The 17,222-nt window shown below is 69.2% G+C and carries 17 protein-coding genes; 13 read left to right on the forward strand and 4 right to left on the reverse strand.

Annotated features, from left to right (window positions below):
• From AC1DK4_RS18815 to AC1DK4_RS18850, 8 genes are all read left to right on the forward strand, one after another.
• Nucleotides 1-738 (forward strand): acetate--CoA ligase family protein (locus tag AC1DK4_RS18815; protein WP_477131700.1); only part of this gene is annotated, 738 nt, incomplete at its 5' end.
• Nucleotides 739-792: 54 nt separating this feature from the next.
• Nucleotides 793-1,779 (forward strand): tripartite tricarboxylate transporter substrate binding protein, encoded by a 987-nt coding sequence (locus tag AC1DK4_RS18820; RefSeq protein WP_441624333.1) that lies wholly within the window; start codon nucleotides 793-795, stop codon nucleotides 1,777-1,779.
• 37 nt (nucleotides 1,780-1,816) lie between these two features.
• Nucleotides 1,817-2,701: an SDR family oxidoreductase gene (locus tag AC1DK4_RS18825; RefSeq protein WP_441643362.1), complete on the forward strand. Its 885-nt coding sequence runs from the start codon at nucleotides 1,817-1,819 to the stop codon at nucleotides 2,699-2,701.
• A gap of 1 nt (nucleotide 2,702) precedes the next feature.
• On the forward strand, nucleotides 2,703-3,869 hold the full coding sequence (locus tag AC1DK4_RS18830) for an acyl-CoA dehydrogenase family protein (protein WP_441643363.1): 1,167 nt from the start codon (nucleotides 2,703-2,705) through the stop codon (nucleotides 3,867-3,869).
• A 187-nt stretch (nucleotides 3,870-4,056) separates the two neighbouring features.
• A complete protein-coding gene (locus AC1DK4_RS18835; protein ID WP_441624338.1) occupies nucleotides 4,057-5,307 on the forward strand; it encodes a SpoIIE family protein phosphatase in 1,251 nt (416 codons plus the stop codon).
• Nucleotides 5,308-5,366: 59 nt separating this feature from the next.
• Complete coding sequence (locus AC1DK4_RS18840; protein ID WP_441624340.1) at nucleotides 5,367-5,936, forward strand: SiaB family protein kinase; 570 nt, start codon at nucleotides 5,367-5,369, stop codon at nucleotides 5,934-5,936.
• 21 nt (nucleotides 5,937-5,957) lie between these two features.
• Nucleotides 5,958-6,347, forward strand: coding sequence for a DUF1987 domain-containing protein (locus tag AC1DK4_RS18845; RefSeq protein WP_477131701.1), 390 nt, complete (start codon nucleotides 5,958-5,960; stop codon nucleotides 6,345-6,347).
• Nucleotides 6,348-6,364: 17 nt separating this feature from the next.
• Complete coding sequence (locus tag AC1DK4_RS18850; RefSeq protein WP_441624344.1) at nucleotides 6,365-7,099, forward strand: GGDEF domain-containing protein; 735 nt, start codon at nucleotides 6,365-6,367, stop codon at nucleotides 7,097-7,099.
• A 19-nt stretch (nucleotides 7,100-7,118) separates the two neighbouring features.
• Here AC1DK4_RS18850 and AC1DK4_RS18855 read toward each other — a convergent pair whose 3' ends face one another.
• The gene (locus AC1DK4_RS18855) at nucleotides 7,119-8,090 is read right to left on the reverse strand and encodes an ABC transporter substrate-binding protein (RefSeq protein WP_441624352.1); all 972 of its coding nucleotides are present in this window, start codon (nucleotides 8,088-8,090) and stop codon (nucleotides 7,119-7,121) included.
• Nucleotides 8,091-8,118: 28 nt separating this feature from the next.
• Nucleotides 8,119-9,216 (reverse strand): LLM class flavin-dependent oxidoreductase, encoded by a 1,098-nt coding sequence (locus AC1DK4_RS18860; protein ID WP_441624346.1) that lies wholly within the window; start codon nucleotides 9,214-9,216, stop codon nucleotides 8,119-8,121.
• 262 nt (nucleotides 9,217-9,478) lie between these two features.
• Here AC1DK4_RS18860 and AC1DK4_RS18865 point away from each other — a divergent pair, with 262 nt between their 5' ends.
• Entirely contained in the window at nucleotides 9,479-9,736 is a 258-nt protein-coding gene (locus AC1DK4_RS18865; RefSeq protein WP_441624348.1) for a hypothetical protein, read from the forward strand.
• Nucleotides 9,737-9,810: 74 nt separating this feature from the next.
• Here the strand turns inward: AC1DK4_RS18865 and AC1DK4_RS18870 are convergent, their stop codons facing one another.
• Nucleotides 9,811-10,581: a ferredoxin--NADP reductase gene (locus AC1DK4_RS18870; protein ID WP_441624350.1), complete on the reverse strand. Its 771-nt coding sequence runs from the start codon at nucleotides 10,579-10,581 to the stop codon at nucleotides 9,811-9,813.
• A gap of 391 nt (nucleotides 10,582-10,972) precedes the next feature.
• Between AC1DK4_RS18870 and AC1DK4_RS18875 the strand changes: the two genes are divergently transcribed.
• Nucleotides 10,973-11,839 (forward strand): class I SAM-dependent methyltransferase, encoded by an 867-nt coding sequence (locus AC1DK4_RS18875; protein ID WP_441643364.1) that lies wholly within the window; start codon nucleotides 10,973-10,975, stop codon nucleotides 11,837-11,839.
• A gap of 156 nt (nucleotides 11,840-11,995) precedes the next feature.
• Here AC1DK4_RS18875 and AC1DK4_RS18880 read toward each other — a convergent pair whose 3' ends face one another.
• Complete coding sequence (locus AC1DK4_RS18880) at nucleotides 11,996-12,934, reverse strand: LysR substrate-binding domain-containing protein (protein WP_441620495.1); 939 nt, start codon at nucleotides 12,932-12,934, stop codon at nucleotides 11,996-11,998.
• 157 nt (nucleotides 12,935-13,091) lie between these two features.
• Between AC1DK4_RS18880 and AC1DK4_RS18885 the strand changes: the two genes are divergently transcribed.
• Genes AC1DK4_RS18885 through AC1DK4_RS18895 form a run of 3 tightly spaced genes read left to right on the forward strand, consistent with a single transcriptional unit; the run spans nucleotide 13,092 to nucleotide 17,220 of the window.
• Nucleotides 13,092-14,111, forward strand: a complete 1,020-nt coding sequence (locus tag AC1DK4_RS18885) for a tripartite tricarboxylate transporter substrate binding protein (protein ID WP_441620497.1) — start codon at nucleotides 13,092-13,094, stop codon at nucleotides 14,109-14,111.
• A 7-nt stretch (nucleotides 14,112-14,118) separates the two neighbouring features.
• Entirely contained in the window at nucleotides 14,119-15,687 is a 1,569-nt protein-coding gene (locus AC1DK4_RS18890; RefSeq protein WP_441649855.1) for a UxaA family hydrolase, read from the forward strand.
• 54 nt (nucleotides 15,688-15,741) lie between these two features.
• Nucleotides 15,742-17,220 (forward strand): NAD-dependent succinate-semialdehyde dehydrogenase, encoded by a 1,479-nt coding sequence (locus AC1DK4_RS18895; RefSeq protein ID WP_441620500.1) that lies wholly within the window; start codon nucleotides 15,742-15,744, stop codon nucleotides 17,218-17,220.
• Nucleotides 17,221-17,222 lie beyond the last annotated feature (2 nt).

Consider the following 17,222-nt stretch of genomic DNA (forward strand, 5'->3'; position numbering starts at 1 on the left):
GGCGCGCACTGGGGCGCGCTGCGTGCCGCGCGCGGCCAGGCGCGCACGCTGCCGGCGCCCGCGCCGTCGTGCGCGCGCATGGACGAGTACGAGGCGAAACAATACCTCGGCGCCCATGGCGTGCCGGTCGGCGACGTGCGCGCGGCCACCACGCCCGCGGCGGCCGCGGACGCCGCGGAGGCGCTTGGCTACCCGGTGGTGGTCAAGATCCTGAGCCCCGATATCCCGCACAAGACCGAGGTGGGCGGCGTGCGCCTGCACCTCGCGGACGCCGCATCGGTCCGCGCGGCTGCCGGGGAGATTGCGGCGGCCGCGAGCCGGGCCGCGCCCGCGGCGGAGCTGCGCGGCGTGCTGGTGCAGAAGATGGAAGCCGGCGAGTGCGAGCTGATCGTCGGCGTCACGCGCGACCCCGTGTTCGGGCTTGCGATGACGGTCGGCCTGGGTGGCATCTTCACGGAGGTGTTCCAGGATGTGTCGCACCGCCTGCTGCCGGTGGACCAGGAGATCGCGCACGCGATGCTCGCCGAGCTGCGCGGCTATCGGCTCATGACCGGCTACCGCAACCGCCCACCCGCCGACGTCGAGGCGGCGGCGCGCGCGATCGCCGCGGTTTCCGATGCCGCCCTCGCGCTGGGCGACACGCTCTCGGAGCTGGAGATCAACCCGCTGCTGGTCAAGGCGGCGGGCCACGGCGCGGTGGCGCTCGACGCACTCGTTCTCCAGGAGCACCACGACTGAAACCGCGCGCAGTACCTCGCTGATCGGAACCACAAAATCAAGACGGAGACACCGATGAAACCAGCAGCCTTCGATCGCAAACGCCGCCAGACCATGTTGACGCTGGCGCTCGGCACTGCCCTGCCGGCGCTCTCGCGGCACGCGGCAGCGGCCGCATTCCCGGCCCAGCCGGTCACGCTCACCGTGCCCTTCGGCGCGGGCGGCGCCACCGACACCGTCATCCGCGCCCTGGCGGAAAGCGCGGGCAAGACCCTGGGCAAGCCCGTGATCGTCGAAAACCGCCCGGGCGCGTCCGGGCTGCTCGGCGCGAACCTGGTGGCGCGCGCCCGCCCCGACGGCTATACGCTCACCGTGATGCCGGAGCCGGTCTTCCGCCTGCCGCACCTGCAGAAGACGCAGTTCGACCCGCTCCAGGACTTCACCTACATCATCCATCTCAGCGGCTATCCGCTCGGCGTGGCCACGCGCAGCGAAACGCCCTGGAAGACCTGGCAGGACCTGGTCGAGGACGCCAGGCGGCGCCCCGGCAAGATCAGCTACGGCACCACCGGCACGGGCGGCACCATGCACGTGACGATGGAGGAGATCTGCCAGAAGGCGGGCATCCAGCTCAACCACGTGCCCTACAAGGGCGAGGCGGAGATCATCACGGCGACGCTCGGCGGGCACATCGACCTGGGCATCACCGCGGGCACCATCGGCAGCTACGTCGATGCCGGCAAGGCGCGCTGGCTGGTGCTGTGGACGGCCCGGCGTTCGCGCCACTGGCCCGCCGTGCCCACGCTGCGCGACCTCGGCATCGATATCGTCTCGACCGGCCCGTTCGGCATCGCCGGCCCGCGCGACATGGACCCGCAGGTGGTGCGCGTGCTGCACGACGCCTTCAAAAGCGCGCTCTACGAGCCGTCCACGGCCAGGCTGCTCGACCGGCTCGACCAGGAAATGGCGTACCTCGACAGCGCCGACTACACGGCGTTCGCGCGCCAGCGCTTCGAGAGCCAGGGCAAGCTGGTCAAGCGGCTGGGACTGAGCGCCGGCTGAACGACATCCATCGCGAATCCAACCGAAAGGACAAGGCATGCAATACCGATCCGTATTCCACCGGGACCTGTTCGCCGGGCAGACGGTGCTGATCACCGGTGGCGGCAGCGGCATCGGCCGCTGCACGGCGCACGAACTGGCCAGTCTCGGCTGCCGGCTGGCGCTGGCCGGGCGCAAGCTCGAGAAGCTGGAGCAGGTGCGCGCGGAGATCGTCGCCGCGCAGCCGGATGCTACCGGCCGGGTCAGCGTGCACGCCTGCGACATCCGCGATGAAGCCCAGGTGCGCGACACCGTGGCCGCGGCGCTGGCGGCACATGGCCGCATCGACGGCCTCTTCAACAATGCCGGGGGCCAGTATCCGTCGGCCCTGCGCGATATCAGCCTCAAGGGCTGGGAAGCCGTGGTGCGCAACAACCTGACAGGCGGCTTCCTGGTCGCGCGCGAATGCTTCACGCAATGGATGGAGGCCAACGGCGGCGCCATCGTCAACATCATCGCCGACATGTGGAACGGCATGCCGGGCCTCGGGCACTCCGGCGCGGCGCGCGCCGGCATGTTGTCGTTCACCGAGACGGCCGCGTGCGAATGGGCGGCGTCGGGGGTGCGCGTCAATGCGGTGGCGCCCGGCTGGATCGCCTCTTCCGGCTTCGATACCTACCCCGAGGCGTTCCAGCAGAAAATCCGGCAACTCGGGCGCAAGGTCCCCCTGCAGCGCCTGGGCACCGAGGCGGAGGTCTCGGCCGCCGTGGTATTCCTGCTCTCGCCGGCGGCGGCCTTCATCACGGGATCGACGCTGCGCGTGGATGGCGGCGTGCCCAATGCCAAGCACACCTGGCCGCTGCCCGAGCACCGGCGCTCGGTGCCGTTCGACGGCTTTCCGCTCTACCAGGCACCGCAATGCCTGGACCCGTCCGCACAATGAGATGCCCAGCCACGATATGATCCTGCAGCCGCCGAACCCCCGTTACTACACCGCCGAGCACGAGGCCTTCCGCGCCTCCGTGCGGCGCTTCTTCGACAAGGAAGTCGCGCCCAATGCCGAGGCCTGGGACGAGGCCGAGAGCTTTCCGCGCGAGCTCTACCGCAAGGCCGCCGAGGCGGGCCTGCTGCAACCCGGCTTTCCCGAGGCCTATGGCGGCGCGCCCTGCGACGCGTTCTATCGCATGATCCTGTTCGAGGAGCGCGCCTGGGGCGGCTCCGGCGGCATCGCGTCGGGGCTGTTCTCGCACACGATCGGCGCGCCGCCGATCGCCGCGGCCGGCAGCGAAGCGCTCAAGGCCAGGGTCCTGCCGCAGATCCTCGCGGGCGAGAAGATCTCCGCGCTCGCCATCAGCGAACCCGCGGCGGGCTCCGACGTCGCGCACCTGGCCACCACCGCAAGGCGCGACGGGGATCACTACGTGGTGAACGGCACCAAGCTGTACATCACCTCGGGCATGCGGGCCGACTATTTCACCGTGGCGGTGCGCACCGGCGGCCCGGATGCCAGGGGTGTTTCGCTGCTGCTGATCGAGCGCGATACCCCGGGCTTCACGCGCACGCCGCTCAAGAAGATGGGCTGGTGGGCTTCCGACACCGCGCAGCTGTTCTTCGAAGACTGCCGGGTGCCGGCGGAGAACCTGATCGGCGAGGAAGGCAAGGGCTTTGCCGCGATCATGAAGAACTTCAATCATGAGCGCCTGGCGCTCGCGGCGGCGGCTTGCGGCTACGCGCAGGTCTGCTTCCACGACGCGCTGGCGTGGGCGCGCGAGCGGCAGACGTTCGGCAAACGGCTGGTGGAACACCAGGTGGTGCGGCACCAGTTCATCGATATGGCCACCCGTATCGAATCGACGCGCGCCATGCTGGACGACCTGGCCAGCCGGCTCGACGACGGCGCGGCGCCGGTGGCGCAGATCGCCATGGCGAAGAACCTCGCCACGCAGACCTTCCAGTTCTGCGCCGACCGCGCAGTCCAGTTGCTCGGCGGCATGGGCTATATGCGCGGCAGCCGGGTGGAGCGCCTGTATCGCGAGGTCAAGGTGATGATGATCGGCGGCGGCGCCGAGGAGATCATGAAGGACCTGGCCGCGCGGCAGCTCGGCCTCTGAAGGCGCGCCCGCCACTCCGCCGCGCGAGCCCGTCGCAGCGGGCCGGCGCGTGCCGGCGCGTGTCGGCGGCCGGAGCGGTCCTTCTTGAAATACCCCCGTAAATCCCCTCTTTTCTTCAAACCGTCACAAAGCCGACATACGCCACTCCTAGAATCGGCGGTTTCCAAATCATCCGGATTCCCTGGCGATGTCTGACGTTCCGGCCGGTTCCAGTGGGGTTGAAACCCGTGCAGGGCGTGCCCGCTTCCGGCAGCCTTGCGCGGAGGATCTGTGCGCCGCCACGCCATCCGTGACCACGGAGCAGACCAACCAGGACGTCCTGGATGTCTTCGGCAAGCACCGCGACCTGGACAGCCTGCCGGTGACCGAGGATGACAGGCCGATCGGGCTGATCAACCGCGCGATCTTCATGTCGCAGATGAGCAAGCCCTATCACCGGGAACTGTACAACCGCAAGAGCTGCATCGCCTTCATGGACAAGGAGCCGCTCGTGGTGGACGCGGCCATGAGCATCGAGGCGCTCACCTTCAAGGCGGTGGAATACGGTGAAAAGGCGCTCGCGGACGGCTTCATCATCGCGCGCGACGGCCATTTCCTCGGCCTCGGGCGTGGCCTGCAGCTGATGCGGGTGGTGGCCGACATGCAGGCGGAGAAGAACCGCCAGATCATGCACAGCATCGACTACGCCAGCATCATCCAGCGCTCGATGCTGCGGCCCTCGCGCGAGGCCATGGCCCGCACGCTCGGCGATGCCGGGCTGGTGTGGGAGCCGCGCGACGTGGTGGGCGGGGATTTCTATCACTTCGCGGCATTCGAGGACGGCTGGTTCGCGGCCCTGGCGGATTGCACCGGGCACGGCGTGCCGGGCGCCTTCATGACGCTGATCGCCTCGTCCATCCTGACGCAGGCGATCGAGCAGCGCGGCCCGCGCGACCCCGGCGCGCTGCTGATGGCGGTCAACCGCGGCATCAAGCAGATGCTCGGCCAGGTGGAATGCAACGGCGATACGCCTGAATCCAATGACGGCCTGGACGCGGCCTTCTTCTGGTTCGACAACGCCAGCCGGCGGCTGTCCTTCGCGGGGGCGAAGAGCTCCCTGTTCGTGCTGCATGCGGGCGACGACGACGGCGAGATGGTGGACGGCGAGCGCATGGGCGCGGGCTATGTCGACACCGGCATGGATTTCGCATGGCGCAACCGCACCGTGCAGACCGCGCCGGGCAGCCTGGTGTTCGTGACCACCGACGGGCTGGTCGACCAGATCGGCGGGCCCAAGGAGATCGCCTTCGGCAAGCGCCGTATCCGCGAGGCGGTGCGGGCCGCCCGGCTCGAGCCGGCCGCGCGCATCAACCAGGCCGTGCTGGCGCAGTACGGCGCCTGGCAAGGCCAGCAGAGCCGCCGCGACGACCTCACCTTCTTCTGCTTCCGCGTTCAATAGCCGGGAATGCGTGGCGGGGCCTGACAACAACGCCGATGACAACGTCGATGACAACGCCGATGAGCGGTACTTCGATTGACCATGAATACGGGGCCTTCTTCGAAATGGCCCGGGAACGCAACGTGATCTTCTACTACGTGGGCTATTTCTCCCAGAACATCATCGCTGCCATGTCGGACGCGGTGCGGCTTCAGCTGGCGGTCAGCGGCGTGGACAACGGCACGCGGCGCAAGCTGTTCTCGTCGTTCGTGGAGATGGCGCAGAACATCGTCCATTACTCGTCTGACGCGCTGACGCCACCCACGCAGGACACCAACCAGCTGCGCCACGGCTCGGTGTGCATCAGCATGATCGACGAGCGCTACCGCCTGATGTGCTCCAACCCCGTGGCGATCTCGCGCGTGGCACAGCTGCGCGCCGCGCTGGAGCCGCTGCGCACGATGACGCTGGACCAGATCAAGCAGGCCTACAAGGAGACCATGCGGGCCGAGGCACCCGAGGGAAGCAAGGGCGCCGGCCTGGGCTTCCTGACCGTGGCGCGCGACGCCAGCGCGCCCCTGGAGTACAACTTCCAGCCGATCGACGCCGATCCGGCTTCGACCATGTTCCACCTGGTCGCCACGATCTGAGCAGGACGAGAAAAGAACGTCATGGAAAACCTGTTCATCGCCGCAACCCCCTCCTCGCCCGAGGTGAATCTCGACTTCGCGCGGCATACGCTGTCGCTCAAGGGCGAGTCCTATCCCGAGAACGCCGCCGTGTTCTACGGCGATGTGATCGTGCGCCTGCGCAAGTACCTGGCCGCCTGCGAGGACACCGAGGTCACCGCGCATGTGGCGCTGACCTACTTCAACAGCTCSAGCACCAAGRTGCTGTTCAGCATGTTCGACGCMMTGAACGAMGCCGCCGACAAGGGCAACCACGTGATCGTGAACTGGTACCACGACGTCGACGACGACACCATCCTGGAGTTCGGGCAGGAGCTGCACGCCGATTTCCCTGCCATCGAGTTCATCGACCACGCCACCACCGCAGGCTGATACGCGCCGATCCGCCGATGTCCGAGCCTGATCTTTTCGAGTCGGAGAACAGCGCCCTGGCCGGGGCGCGCGCGGTCTTCGGCGACCCGCGCGCCAGCGCCGAGGCGTACCGCCGCACGCTTGGCGAGCTGATTGGCCACTACGAGCGGCTGATGCGCGAGACGCGGCGCCTGATCCGGCGCAGCGACCGCGAGGAACTGGAAATGAACCGGCTCAACCAGCGCCTGCAGGAGCTGGCGCGCGAGCTTGCGTTCCGCGCCACGCGCGACACCCTCACCGGCGCGCTCAACCGCGGCGCGGTGATCGAGCAGGCCGGCATGGTCCTGGCCGGCGGCAGCATGGCGCTGATCGTGCTGGACATCGACCACTTCAAGCGGGTCAACGACACACTCGGCCACCCGGTGGGCGACGCGGTGATCCGCGGCATCACCGACTGCCTGGCGCAGGCCGTACTGGATGCGGGCACCGTCGGGCGCATGGGCGGCGAGGAGTTCGCGGCCTTGCTGCCGGCGCGCTCGCTCGCCGCCGCGATGGAACTGGCCGACCGCATCCGCCTGCGCATTGCGGCCTGTGTCTTTGCCGAGGCGCCCGGGCTGCAGGTGACGGCGAGCTTCGGCGTGAGCTGGAACCCGCGCGGCACCAGCTTCGAGCACGCCTACGGGCGCGCCGACGAAGCACTCTACGAAGCCAAGCGCAGTGGCCGCAACCGGGTGGTGTGCGCGCTGGCGCCCGAACCCGTCCTGCCGCTCTGAGCGCCGGGCCGGCGGCTGGCTACGCCGCCGCCTGGGCGGCCAGCGGGAAGCCCGTATCGAAGGTGGTGCGCACATCCAGCCGCTGCCGGAGCAAACCCGCCTTCAGGTAGAAATCCGCCGTGCGCTGCTGCTCCGCGATCAGCGTGGCATCGATATTGCGCCACTGCGTGCGGCGCCGCTCGAACTGCAGCCGTGCCGCTTCGGGCGGGATGCCGATGATGCGCGCCAGCGCCGCGGAGAAGCCATCCACATGCTGGTAGGACCACGCCTGCGCGCGCGCCGCGCGCTGCAGGAAGTCGCGCAGCACTTCGCGCCTGGCAGCCAGCGCGCTGTCGGTGGCGGCCAGGTAGCTCAGGCCCGACCACAGGCCGCGGCCGTTGACCAGCACGCGCGCGTGCCCGCTGGTCTCGGCCAGCGCGGTGTAAGGCTCCCACGTGGCCCAGGCATCGATCGAGCCGTTGACCAGCGCCAGCTTGGCGTCCGCCGGCGGCAGGAAGCGCAGGTTGGCGTCCTCCGGCTTGAGCCCCGCCGATGCGAGCGCCTTGAGCGTGACGAAGTGGCCGATGGAGCCGCGGTTGGTGCCGATGTTCTTGCCGCGCAGGTCCGCCGCGGTCTTCAGGGGCGAATCCGCGCGCACCAGGACGGCGGTGCCGAACGGGTCCGAGCGGTTGGCGCCGATGATCTTGATGGGCGTGCCCGCGGCCAGCGCGAAGATGACCGGCGCGTCGCCGATGGGGCCGCAATCCACCGCGCCGGCGTTGAGCGCTTCGGCCAGTGGCGCGGCGGCGGGAAACTCCGTCCACTGGATGTCGTAGGACAGGTTCTTCAGTTCGCCCGCGCTCTCCAGCAAGGCGCGCAGGCCGCCCTTCTGGTCGCCGGCCTTGAGCACGGGACGCGCCTGCGCCGCCGCGGCCAGCGGCAGCGTGCCGCTTGCCACTGCCACGCCCGCCGCCGCGCCCAGGCGCAGGAATTGTCTTCTGGATGCCGTCATGTTGCGGTTCGTCATATGCCTGTCGTCGTCACGCCGCGCGGCGCCCGGCGCCGGTTGCCGCCTCGCGCTGCGCCACCAGTTCGCGCACGCGCGGGATCAGCTCGCGGCCGTAGTCCACCGCGTCTTCCAGCGGATCGAAGCCGCGGATCAGGAAGGTGGTGACGCCAAGGTCGTAGTAGTCCAGCAGCGCATCGGCCACCTGTTCGGGCGTGCCGACCAGCGCGGTCGAGTTGGAGCGTGCGCCGGTCAGCTTCGCGATCTCGGTCCACAGGCGCTTGTCCACGCGCGGGCCCTGCCCGGCCGCGGCCAGCAGGCGGCGCGCGCCTTCGCTTTGCTGCGGGCCGCCCTGCCCCAGGCCCGCCGCGTCGCGCAGGCTGCGCGTCTGCGCGAGGATGCGCTCGGCGCGCTCCCAGGCCAGCGCTTCGGTCTGCGCCAGGATCGGGCGGAACGAGACCGAGAAACGCACCTGCCGGCCGTTCTGCGCGGCCTGGGCACGCACGCGCGTGGTGATGTCGCGCACCTGGTCCAGCGATTCGCCCCACAGCGCGTAGACATCGGCATGACGCCCGGCGACCTCGATGGCGGCGTCCGAGGCGCCGCCGAAGAAGACCGGCACATGCGGGCGCTGCGCTGGCTTGACCTCCGAGAAGCCCTGCGTGAAGCGGTAGTACCTGCCTTCATGATCGAACGGTTTGTCCTCGGTCCAGATGCGGCGCAGGATGCCGAGGTACTCATCGGTGCGCGCGTAGCGCTCGTCATGGCTGAGGAAATCGCCGTCGCGCTGCTGCTCCGAGTCCGAGCCGCCGGAGATGAAATGCACGCCGAGCCGGCCGCCGCTGAACTGGTCGAGCGAGGCGATCTGCCGCGCCGCCAGCGTGGGCGCGGTAAAGCCGGGCCGGTGCGCCAGCATGAAATGCACGCGCTCGGTCACGGCCGCCGCGTAGGAAATGGTGAGCGTGGCCGAGGGCCCGGTGGAGTGATGTGGCACCAGCACGCGGTCGAAGCCGGCCTGTTCGTGCGCCTGCGCGAAGGCTCGCACATAGTCGCGATCCACCACCGGCCCGCTGGCCGGATGGATCTCCGACTGCTTCTGGGTCTGGATCATGCCAATGATTTCCACGCTCATCGAAGACTCCTGTTCCTGGTTCGGGATGCGGCGGCATGGGCGATGGGCCCGGTCCGCGCGGACAAGCCGTGAACATACGCCGCGCCTGCGCGGTTCTTAACGAATAAGAACGCAAGTGAATATGCGGTTCACGCCAGGGCGCCCAAAGCCGGTGGGCGCATATCGATGGGCAGTTTCCTTCTTTGCGCCGGCGCTCAGGCGCGCGGTAGCCTGCCGGGCGCGAGGCATGACGGCCTTGCCGGCAAAGCGGGGAAGCAAGGCAATGGAACGAACGACGGAACAAGCGAGCGCGATCGCGCAAGGGGCGGCAGGCCCCGTACCGGCTGACGAAGCGGGTGGTCCGGCGTGCGCGGGACATGGCGTGCGGCGCGGCGCCTGGCGCGGGCGCGCAGGCGCGGCCGCAGGCGCGGCGGGACTATGCCTGGCGCTGGGAGCGGACTCGGGATGGATGCAACTGGCGGGGGTCTTCCTGACCACCCTGGGCATGCACTTCTGGGTGATGTCCCGCCAGCAGGCCTAGCCGCCGGGAAAAACCCCGCCGGGAAGCGAGGGCGACATCCCTGTCGCCCGTCGTATCAGGTGTGAGCGGCAGGCTCAGCCGACGAAGGCCTTTTCCAGCACAAAGTGGCCCGGGTGGTTCATATTGCCTTCGACGAAGTGCTGCTCGACCAGGATGTTGCGCACATCCTTGAGCATGTCGGGGCTGCCGCACAGCATGATGCGGTCGTTCTCGAGCGAGAACGAGGGCACATCCAGGCGCTCGAACAGTTCGCCCGAGGCGATCAGGTCGGTGATGCGGCCCTGGTTGTCGAATTCCTCGCGGGTCACGGTGGGGAAATACACCAGCTTGTCGCGCACCAGTTCGCCCAGGTATTCATGCTGCGGCAGGTGCTCCTGGATCAGTTCGCGGTAAGCCAGTTCCTCGACGAAGCGGCAGGTGTGGGTCAGCACGATCTTGTCGTAGCGCTCGTACACTTCCGGGTCGCGGATGATCGACAGGAACGGGGCCAGGCCGGTGCCGGTGGCCAGCAGCCACAGGGTCTTGCCAGGCAGCAGGTTGTCGACCAGCAGCGTGCCGGTGGGCTTCTTGCCGACGAAGATCTGGTCGCCTTCGCGCAGGTGCTGCAGGCGCGAGGTCAGCGGGCCGTCAGGCACCTTGATGCTGAAGAATTCCAGCGTTTCCTCGTAGTTGGCGCTGGCGATGCTGTAGGCGCGCAGCAGCGGGCGGCCGTTGACCTCCAGGCCCACCATGGCGAACTGGCCGTTCTCGAAGCGGAAGCCAGGATCGCGGGTGCAGGTGAAGCTGAAGAGCGTGTCGGTCCAGTGGTGGACGGAGAGGATGCTTTGCTGGTTGAGATTGCTCATGAAAAAGGCGCTGGAGAGCGCTTTGTAGCGCCGGCGTCGAAGGGCCTCGTGCCAATGGCGGGCGAAAGCTTGCCGGTTGCGTTCAACAAGGCGGCTCCGGTCCGAAGGCTGGAAGACACGCCGACTCAAAAGTGAGAAAGATAGCGGATTTTAGGAGAAAACGCAGGCCGCGTGCCAATTCATGCCCGATAACATGGTCTTATGCGGGTTTCGGGGCGTCCGCACCGGCGTTTTTCGCGCGCCTTCGCGCTGCCCGCCCTGCTTTGCGGTGATCCAAAAGACACTTATGCATGCTTGACACGATGCAGCACCGCGTCCGGAATCGTGTGCGATGATGCACTTCAGCACGCCGCGCGGCCGCCGCCGCGCCCTGCCTCAGACAAGGAACACCATGATCCAGATGTCTTCACTGCACATCCCGGCGCGCAAAGCCGTGCTGCTGGCGTGCGCCGCCGCGCTCGGCCTGGCGGCCGGTGCCGCCCGCAGCGTCGGGGCCGCGGGCGGCGATGCCGCGCTGGCCGCGGCCATTGCCGGCCCGCAGCGCAGCGCGGCCAATAAAGCGCGCGACGCCTGGCGGCATCCGCGCGAGACGCTGCGCTTTTTTGGCCTGCAGCCAGGCCAGACGGTGGTGGAGATCGCACCGGGTGGCGGCTGGTACACGGAAATCCTGGCGCCCACGCTGCGCGAACACGGCAAGCTGTACGCCGCGCACTACGCGGTGGGGCCGGCCAGCGAGGAAAGCATGAAATCGAGGGCGAACTTCGCGCAAAAGCTGGCGCGCGATCCGGCCAGCTACGACAAGGTGGTGGTCGGCACGCTGCCGCTGCGCAGTGCCGGCGATTTCGCCCCGGCCGGCAGCGCCGACCTGGTACTGACCTTCCGCAATATCCACAACTGGATCAAGGATGGCCACCTGGACGAGAGCCTGCGCGCCTTCCATGCGGTGCTCAAGCCCGGCGGCGTGCTGGGCGTGGAGGAGCACCGCGCCCCGCCGGGCACGTCGCTGGAGCAGATGATCGCCACCGGCTATGTCACCGAGGATTTCGTGATCGACCACGCGCGCGCGGCGGGCTTCGCCCTGGCCGGCCGCAGCGAGATCAACGCCAACCCGCGCGACGACCACGACCACCCCGACGGTGTGTGGTCGCTGCCGCCCACCTTGCGCGGCGGCGATCGCGACCGCGCGGCCTTCCAGGCCATCGGTGAATCGGACCGCATGACGCTCAAGTTCGTCAGGCCGCCCGCGAGCCAGCCTTAGTCTCGCCGCCGTGCGCTCATCCGTGGCGCCGGCGCAATCTCCGGAAACCGCCCGGCCAGCCAATTCCGCCCGCCGCGCAAGGGGGTGGCGAACGATCGGGTCCGGCCGGATTCGCCCGCGCGAGGCGCGAAGCAGGCGACTATCGAGGCCGCGATATCAGGCGGCAAGTTGCGCCGCGGCCGCGCGCAGGCACGCCACCAGCTGGACGCTGCTGGGCGTGGGCCGGCCTTCGCGCAGCGTGATCACGCCGACCGGCGGCAGTTCCAGCGACAGGTCCATGGCCAGGACGTGGACGCGCTCCTCGCGCTCGAGCTGCCGCGCCACGGAGCGGGCGAGGAAGCCCACCGCCTCGCCCTGGCCGACGAAGGTGCTGATGGCCAGGTAGGACGAGGATTCGATCAGGTCGGTGGGCGGCTGCAGCCCATGGCGGTAGAACTCCTGCTCGATCTTGACGCGCAGCGATGCCCACGGCGGCGGCACCACGCACGGCACGCCGGCCAGGTCCGGCCAGCCCGGACGCCGCTTGCGCGCCAGCGCGTGACCCTTGCGTACCACCGCCACCATGGGCTCGTTGTAGAGCGCTTCGGTGAGCAGGTCGGGCGCCGCGTAGCCAGGCTCGAGCCGGCCCACGATCAGGTCCAGCTCGCTCAGGCGCAGCTTGGGCAGCAGGTGCGGCAGGTCGCCCTCTTCGACCAGCACGGTGGCCTGTGCCGAGCGCTGCTTGAGCAGGCTCACGGCCTGCGCCAGCAGCACCGGCAGCGCGGCGCCCATCGATCCCACGCGCGTGCGGCCGGCGGCGCCGCTGGCCTCCGCGGCGATCTCGTCGCGCGTGCGCTCGTATTGCGCCAGCACCGAGCGGGCAAAGCGCACCAGCGATGCGCCCGCCGGCGTGGGCTCGGTGCCGCGCGTGGAACGCGTGAACAGCGTGAGGCCGAGCGTCTTCTCCACTTCGGTGAGCATCTTGGACACCGCCGGCTGGCTCACCGAGAGGAAGTCGGCGGTGTGACCGAGGTGGCGGAACTCGTCCAGCGCCACCACCAGTTGCAGGTGGCGCAGCTTGATATTGGAGCGCAGGGCGCGGTCGATCTGGGGCATGGACCGATTCTACTTAACTTTCAGGTTATGAAGCCATTCCGATCTTTGATTGGATTGTTATGAAGCGGACCCCCACAATCGGGCCTCGCCGATGCGCAACCGTTGCTGCGCGATCCATCCGGCCCACGACACCTATAACGACCTGCGAGGACGACACATGACCGCACCCCACGGCTTCAATCCCGGACGCCGCCGCCTGCTCATCGGCGGCGCCGCTGCCACCGCTGCCTCGGTCTCGGGCGCCGGCCTGCTGCTGCCGGCCCTGGCCCGGGCCGCCGCGTACCCGGAGCGGCCGATCACCTTCATCTGCCCGTGGCCCGTGGGCGGCACGGCCGACCAGTCCATGCGCGCGCTGTGCCAGGTGGCTTCGGTCGTGCTCAAGCAGTCGATCGTGGTGGAGAACCGCGCCGGCGCCTCGGGCATGATCGGCACCAAGGCACTGGCGCGCGCGAAGCCGGACGGCTACACCATCGGCCAGGTGCCGATCTCGGTGACGCGCTTCTCGCAGCTCGGCATGCTGCAGATGGACCCGCGCAGCGAGCTGACCTACCTGGCGCGCACCTCCGGCCAGACCTTCGGCATCGCGGTGCCGGCGGGTTCGCGCTTCAAGTCGCTCGGCGAAGTCGTGGCCGAGGCCAAGGCGCACCCCGGCAAGCTCACCTACGCGCATGCCGGCATCGGCGGCGCCACCCACGTGGGCATGGAAGAGTTCGCGCAGGCCGCGGGCATCCGTTTCAATGCGATCGCCTACAAGGGTGGCGCGCAGGCCCTGCAGGATGTGCTGGCCGGGCAGGTCGACCTGCTGGCCGATTCCAGCTCGTGGGCGCCGCACGTGGAAGCCGGCAAGCTGCGCCTGCTGGCCACCTGGGGTGCCCAGCGCACGCCCCGCTTCAAGGACACGCCCACGCTCAAGGAGCTTGGCTACAACGTGGTGGTGGAAGCGCCCAACGGCATCGGCGCGCCGGTGGGACTGGACCCGGCCATCGAGAAGACGCTGCGCGATGCGTTCCGCCAGGCCGTGGCCAGCAAGGAATTCCAGCAGGTGGCGGCGCGCATCGACGCGCCCGTGATGTACCTGGACGGCCCGGAATACAAGCGCTACGTCAGCACGGTGTACGAACAGGAGACCCACCTGATCCAGCGCCTCAAGCTCAAAGAACTGCTGCAACAAGGTTGACCGCCCCGTGAACACTGCCGCCCCCGCCACGCCCGCCACGCCCGCCACGCCCGCAGCCCCCGGCTGCCTGATCCGCCTGCACGCGAACGACAACGTGCTGATTGCCCGCGATGCGCTCGCGCTTGGCCAGAGCCTGCCCGGGCTGGGACTGCGCGTGCGCGCCCAGGTGCCGGCCGGGCACAAGATCGCCGCCTGCGCGATCGCCAAGGGCACGCAGATACGCAAGTTCGATACCGTGATCGGCGTGGCCGCGCGCGATATCGAGGCCGGCGACCACGTGCATTCGCACAACCTGGCGCTGGTGGACTTCTACCGCGACCCGGCCTTCTGCGAGGACGTGCGGCCGGTGGATTACGTGCCCGAGGCCGAGCGCGCCACCTTCATGGGCTTCGTGCGGCCCGACGGCCGCGTGGGCACGCGCAATTTCATCGGCATCCTGTCTTCGGTGAACTGCTCGGCCACGGTGATCCGGCATATCGCCGACCATTTCACGCCGCAGCGCATGGCGGCCTATCCCAACGTGGACGGCGTGGCGGCCTTCGCGCAGAGCAGCGGCTGCGGCATGTCGTCGCCCAGCGAACACTTCGACGTGCTGCGCCGCACGCTGGCGGGCTATGCGCGCCACCCCAACCTGGCCGGCGTGCTGATCGTCGGACTGGGCTGCGAGCGCAACCAGGTGGCGGCGCTGGTGGAATCGCAGGGCCTGGTGCCCGGCAGCCACGTGCGCACCATGGTCATGCAGGAAGTCGGCGGCACGCTCGCCACCATCCAGGCGGGCATCCGCGCCATCGAGGAAATGCTGCCCGAAGCCAACGCCGCGGTGCGCCAGCCGGTGCCGGCCAGCCACCTGAAGATCGGCCTGGAGTGCGGCGGCTCGGACGGCTTCTCAGGCATCAGCGCCAATCCGGCGCTGGGCGCGGCGATGGACATCCTGGTGCGCCACGGCGGCACCGCCATCTTGTCCGAGACCCCGGAAATCCATGGCGTCGAGTACATGCTCACGCGCCGCGCGGTAACCCCGGAGGTGGGCCAGAAGCTGCTCGACCGCCTGGCCTGGTGGGAGCGCTACACCGCCGGGCAAAACGCGCAGTTCAACGGCGTGGTGGGCCACGGCAACCAGCAGGGCGGGCTGGCGAACATCTTCGAGAAATCGCTGGGTTCGGCCATGAAGGGCGGCACCACGCCGCTGCAGGCCGTCTACGAATACGCCGAGCCCATCGACCAGGCGGGCTTTGTCTTCATGGACTCGCCCGGCTACGACCCGGTGGCCGCCACCGGCCAGATCGCCAGCGGCGCCAACCTGATCTGCTTCACCACGGGGCGCGGCTCCATGTTCGGCTCCAAGCCAGCGCCCACCATCAAGCTGGCCAGCAACACGCCGATGTACACGCGCCTGGAAGGCGACATGGACATCAACTGCGGGCTGGTGCTGGACGGCGAGCTGAGCGTGGCCGAGATGGGCCAGCGGATCTTCGAGCATATCCTGCGGGCCGCCTCGGGCGAGGCAACCAAGAGCGAAGCGCTGGGCCTGGGCGACAACGAGTTCGTGCCCTGGCACCTGGGCATCGTCAGCTGAGTCCCCGCCCAAACGCGCGCCAAACCCGAACAACCCCTGAATCCCGGCAAGCCCATGACCTCGCTTCCCCTGTCCTATCCCGCGCTGCTGCGCACCGGCAACTTCATCCAGGGCGCATGGTGCGCCAGCGATGCCGGCCAGCGCTTCGACGTCCGTAACCCGGCCACCGGCGCCGCCTTCGCCTGCGTGCCCGACAGCACCGCCGCCGACGCGGCGCGCGCCGCCGATGCCGCGCATGCCGCCTTCCCGGCCTGGAGCCGCCGCCCGGCGCGCGAGCGGGCGCAACTGATCAAGCGCTGGCACGCGCTGATCCTCGAGCACCGCGACGACCTGGCAAGCATCATCTCCAGTGAGCAAGGCAAGCCTCTGCAGGAGAGCCGCGGCGAAGTGCTGTATGGCGCGTCCTATGTGGAGTGGTTTGCGGAGGAAGCCACCCGCATCAGCGGCGAGATCGTGGCCGAGGCCGTGCCCGGGCGCAAGATGCTGGTGCTCAGGGAGCCGGTCGGCGTGGTGGCGGCGATCACGCCGTGGAATTTCCCGCTGGCCATGATCGCGCGCAAGATCGCGCCGGCGCTGGCCGCCGGCTGCACGGTGGTGGCCAAGCCGGCGGAGGACACGCCGCTGACCGCGCTGGCGCTGGTCTACCTGGCCGAGCTGGCGGGCTTCCCCGCGGGCGTGCTGAATATCGTCACCGCCTCGCGCGAAGGCACGCCGGCGGTGGTGGACAGCTGGCTGGCCGACAGCCGCGTGCGCAAGATCACCTTCACCGGCTCCACGCCGGTAGGCAAGCACCTCGCGCGCGAATCCGCCGGCACGCTCAAGAAGCTCTCGCTGGAGCTGGGCGGCAACGCGCCCTTTATCGTGTTCGACGATGCCGACCTCGATGCCGCGGTCGACGGCCTGATGGCGTCCAAGTTCCGCAACGGCGGCCAGACCTGCGTGTGTCCGAACCGGGTCTACGTGCAGGCCGGCGTGCACGACGATTTCGTCGAGCGGCTGGCGCTGCGCGTGGCGGCGCTGCACGTGGGCCCGGCCACCGAGGAAGCGGCCCAGATCGGCCCCATGATCAATGCCCGCGCGGTGGAGAAGATCGCCCGCCACGTGGAAGACGCCGTCGCCAAGGGCGCGCGCCTGGTGGTCGGCGGCGAACGCGTGCGCCGCAACGACGGCCCGCACTACTACGCGCCCACCGTGCTCACCCACGCCACCCCGCACATGGCCCTGTCCAGCGAGGAGACCTTCGGCCCGGTGGCCGCCGTGTTCCGCTTCACGCACGAAGACGAAGTGGTGCGCGACGCCAACGACACGCCGTTCGGCCTGGCGGCCTACTTCTACTCCAGCGACGTGCGCCGCATCTGGCGCGTGGCGCAGGCGCTGGAGACCGGCATCGTCGGCGTCAACGAAGGCGCCATTGCCTCCGAGGCGGCGCCGTTCGGCGGCGTGAAGGAATCGGGCTACGGCCGCGAGGGATCGCGCCACGGGCTGGATGACTACATGCACACCAAATACATCTGCCAGGGCCAGTTGGGCTGAGA

This window comes from Cupriavidus sp. 05N38 (assembly GCF_056397345.1).

What these genes read in the sequence shown, in the direction of transcription:
- AC1DK4_RS18820 (WP_441624333.1), top strand. Translation starts at nt 793, where the DNA reads ATGAAACCAGCAGCCTTCGATCGCAAACGCCGCCAGACCATGTTGACG.
- AC1DK4_RS18825 (WP_441643362.1), top strand. Translation starts at nt 1,817, where the DNA reads ATGCAATACCGATCCGTATTCCACCGGGACCTGTTCGCCGGGCAGACG.
- AC1DK4_RS18830 (WP_441643363.1), top strand. Translation starts at nt 2,703, where the DNA reads ATGCCCAGCCACGATATGATCCTGCAGCCGCCGAACCCCCGTTACTAC.
- AC1DK4_RS18835 (WP_441624338.1), top strand. Translation starts at nt 4,057, where the DNA reads ATGTCTGACGTTCCGGCCGGTTCCAGTGGGGTTGAAACCCGTGCAGGG.
- AC1DK4_RS18840 (WP_441624340.1), top strand. Translation starts at nt 5,367, where the DNA reads ATGAGCGGTACTTCGATTGACCATGAATACGGGGCCTTCTTCGAAATG.
- AC1DK4_RS18850 (WP_441624344.1), top strand. Translation starts at nt 6,365, where the DNA reads ATGTCCGAGCCTGATCTTTTCGAGTCGGAGAACAGCGCCCTGGCCGGG.
- AC1DK4_RS18855 (WP_441624352.1), bottom strand. Translation starts at nt 8,090, where the DNA reads ATGACGGCATCCAGAAGACAATTCCTGCGCCTGGGCGCGGCGGCGGGC.
- AC1DK4_RS18860 (WP_441624346.1), bottom strand. Translation starts at nt 9,216, where the DNA reads ATGAGCGTGGAAATCATTGGCATGATCCAGACCCAGAAGCAGTCGGAG.
- AC1DK4_RS18865 (WP_441624348.1), top strand. Translation starts at nt 9,479, where the DNA reads ATGGAACGAACGACGGAACAAGCGAGCGCGATCGCGCAAGGGGCGGCA.
- AC1DK4_RS18870 (WP_441624350.1), bottom strand. Translation starts at nt 10,581, where the DNA reads ATGAGCAATCTCAACCAGCAAAGCATCCTCTCCGTCCACCACTGGACC.
- AC1DK4_RS18875 (WP_441643364.1), top strand. Translation starts at nt 10,973, where the DNA reads ATGATCCAGATGTCTTCACTGCACATCCCGGCGCGCAAAGCCGTGCTG.
- AC1DK4_RS18880 (WP_441620495.1), bottom strand. Translation starts at nt 12,934, where the DNA reads ATGCCCCAGATCGACCGCGCCCTGCGCTCCAATATCAAGCTGCGCCAC.
- AC1DK4_RS18885 (WP_441620497.1), top strand. Translation starts at nt 13,092, where the DNA reads ATGACCGCACCCCACGGCTTCAATCCCGGACGCCGCCGCCTGCTCATC.
- AC1DK4_RS18895 (WP_441620500.1), top strand. Translation starts at nt 15,742, where the DNA reads ATGACCTCGCTTCCCCTGTCCTATCCCGCGCTGCTGCGCACCGGCAAC.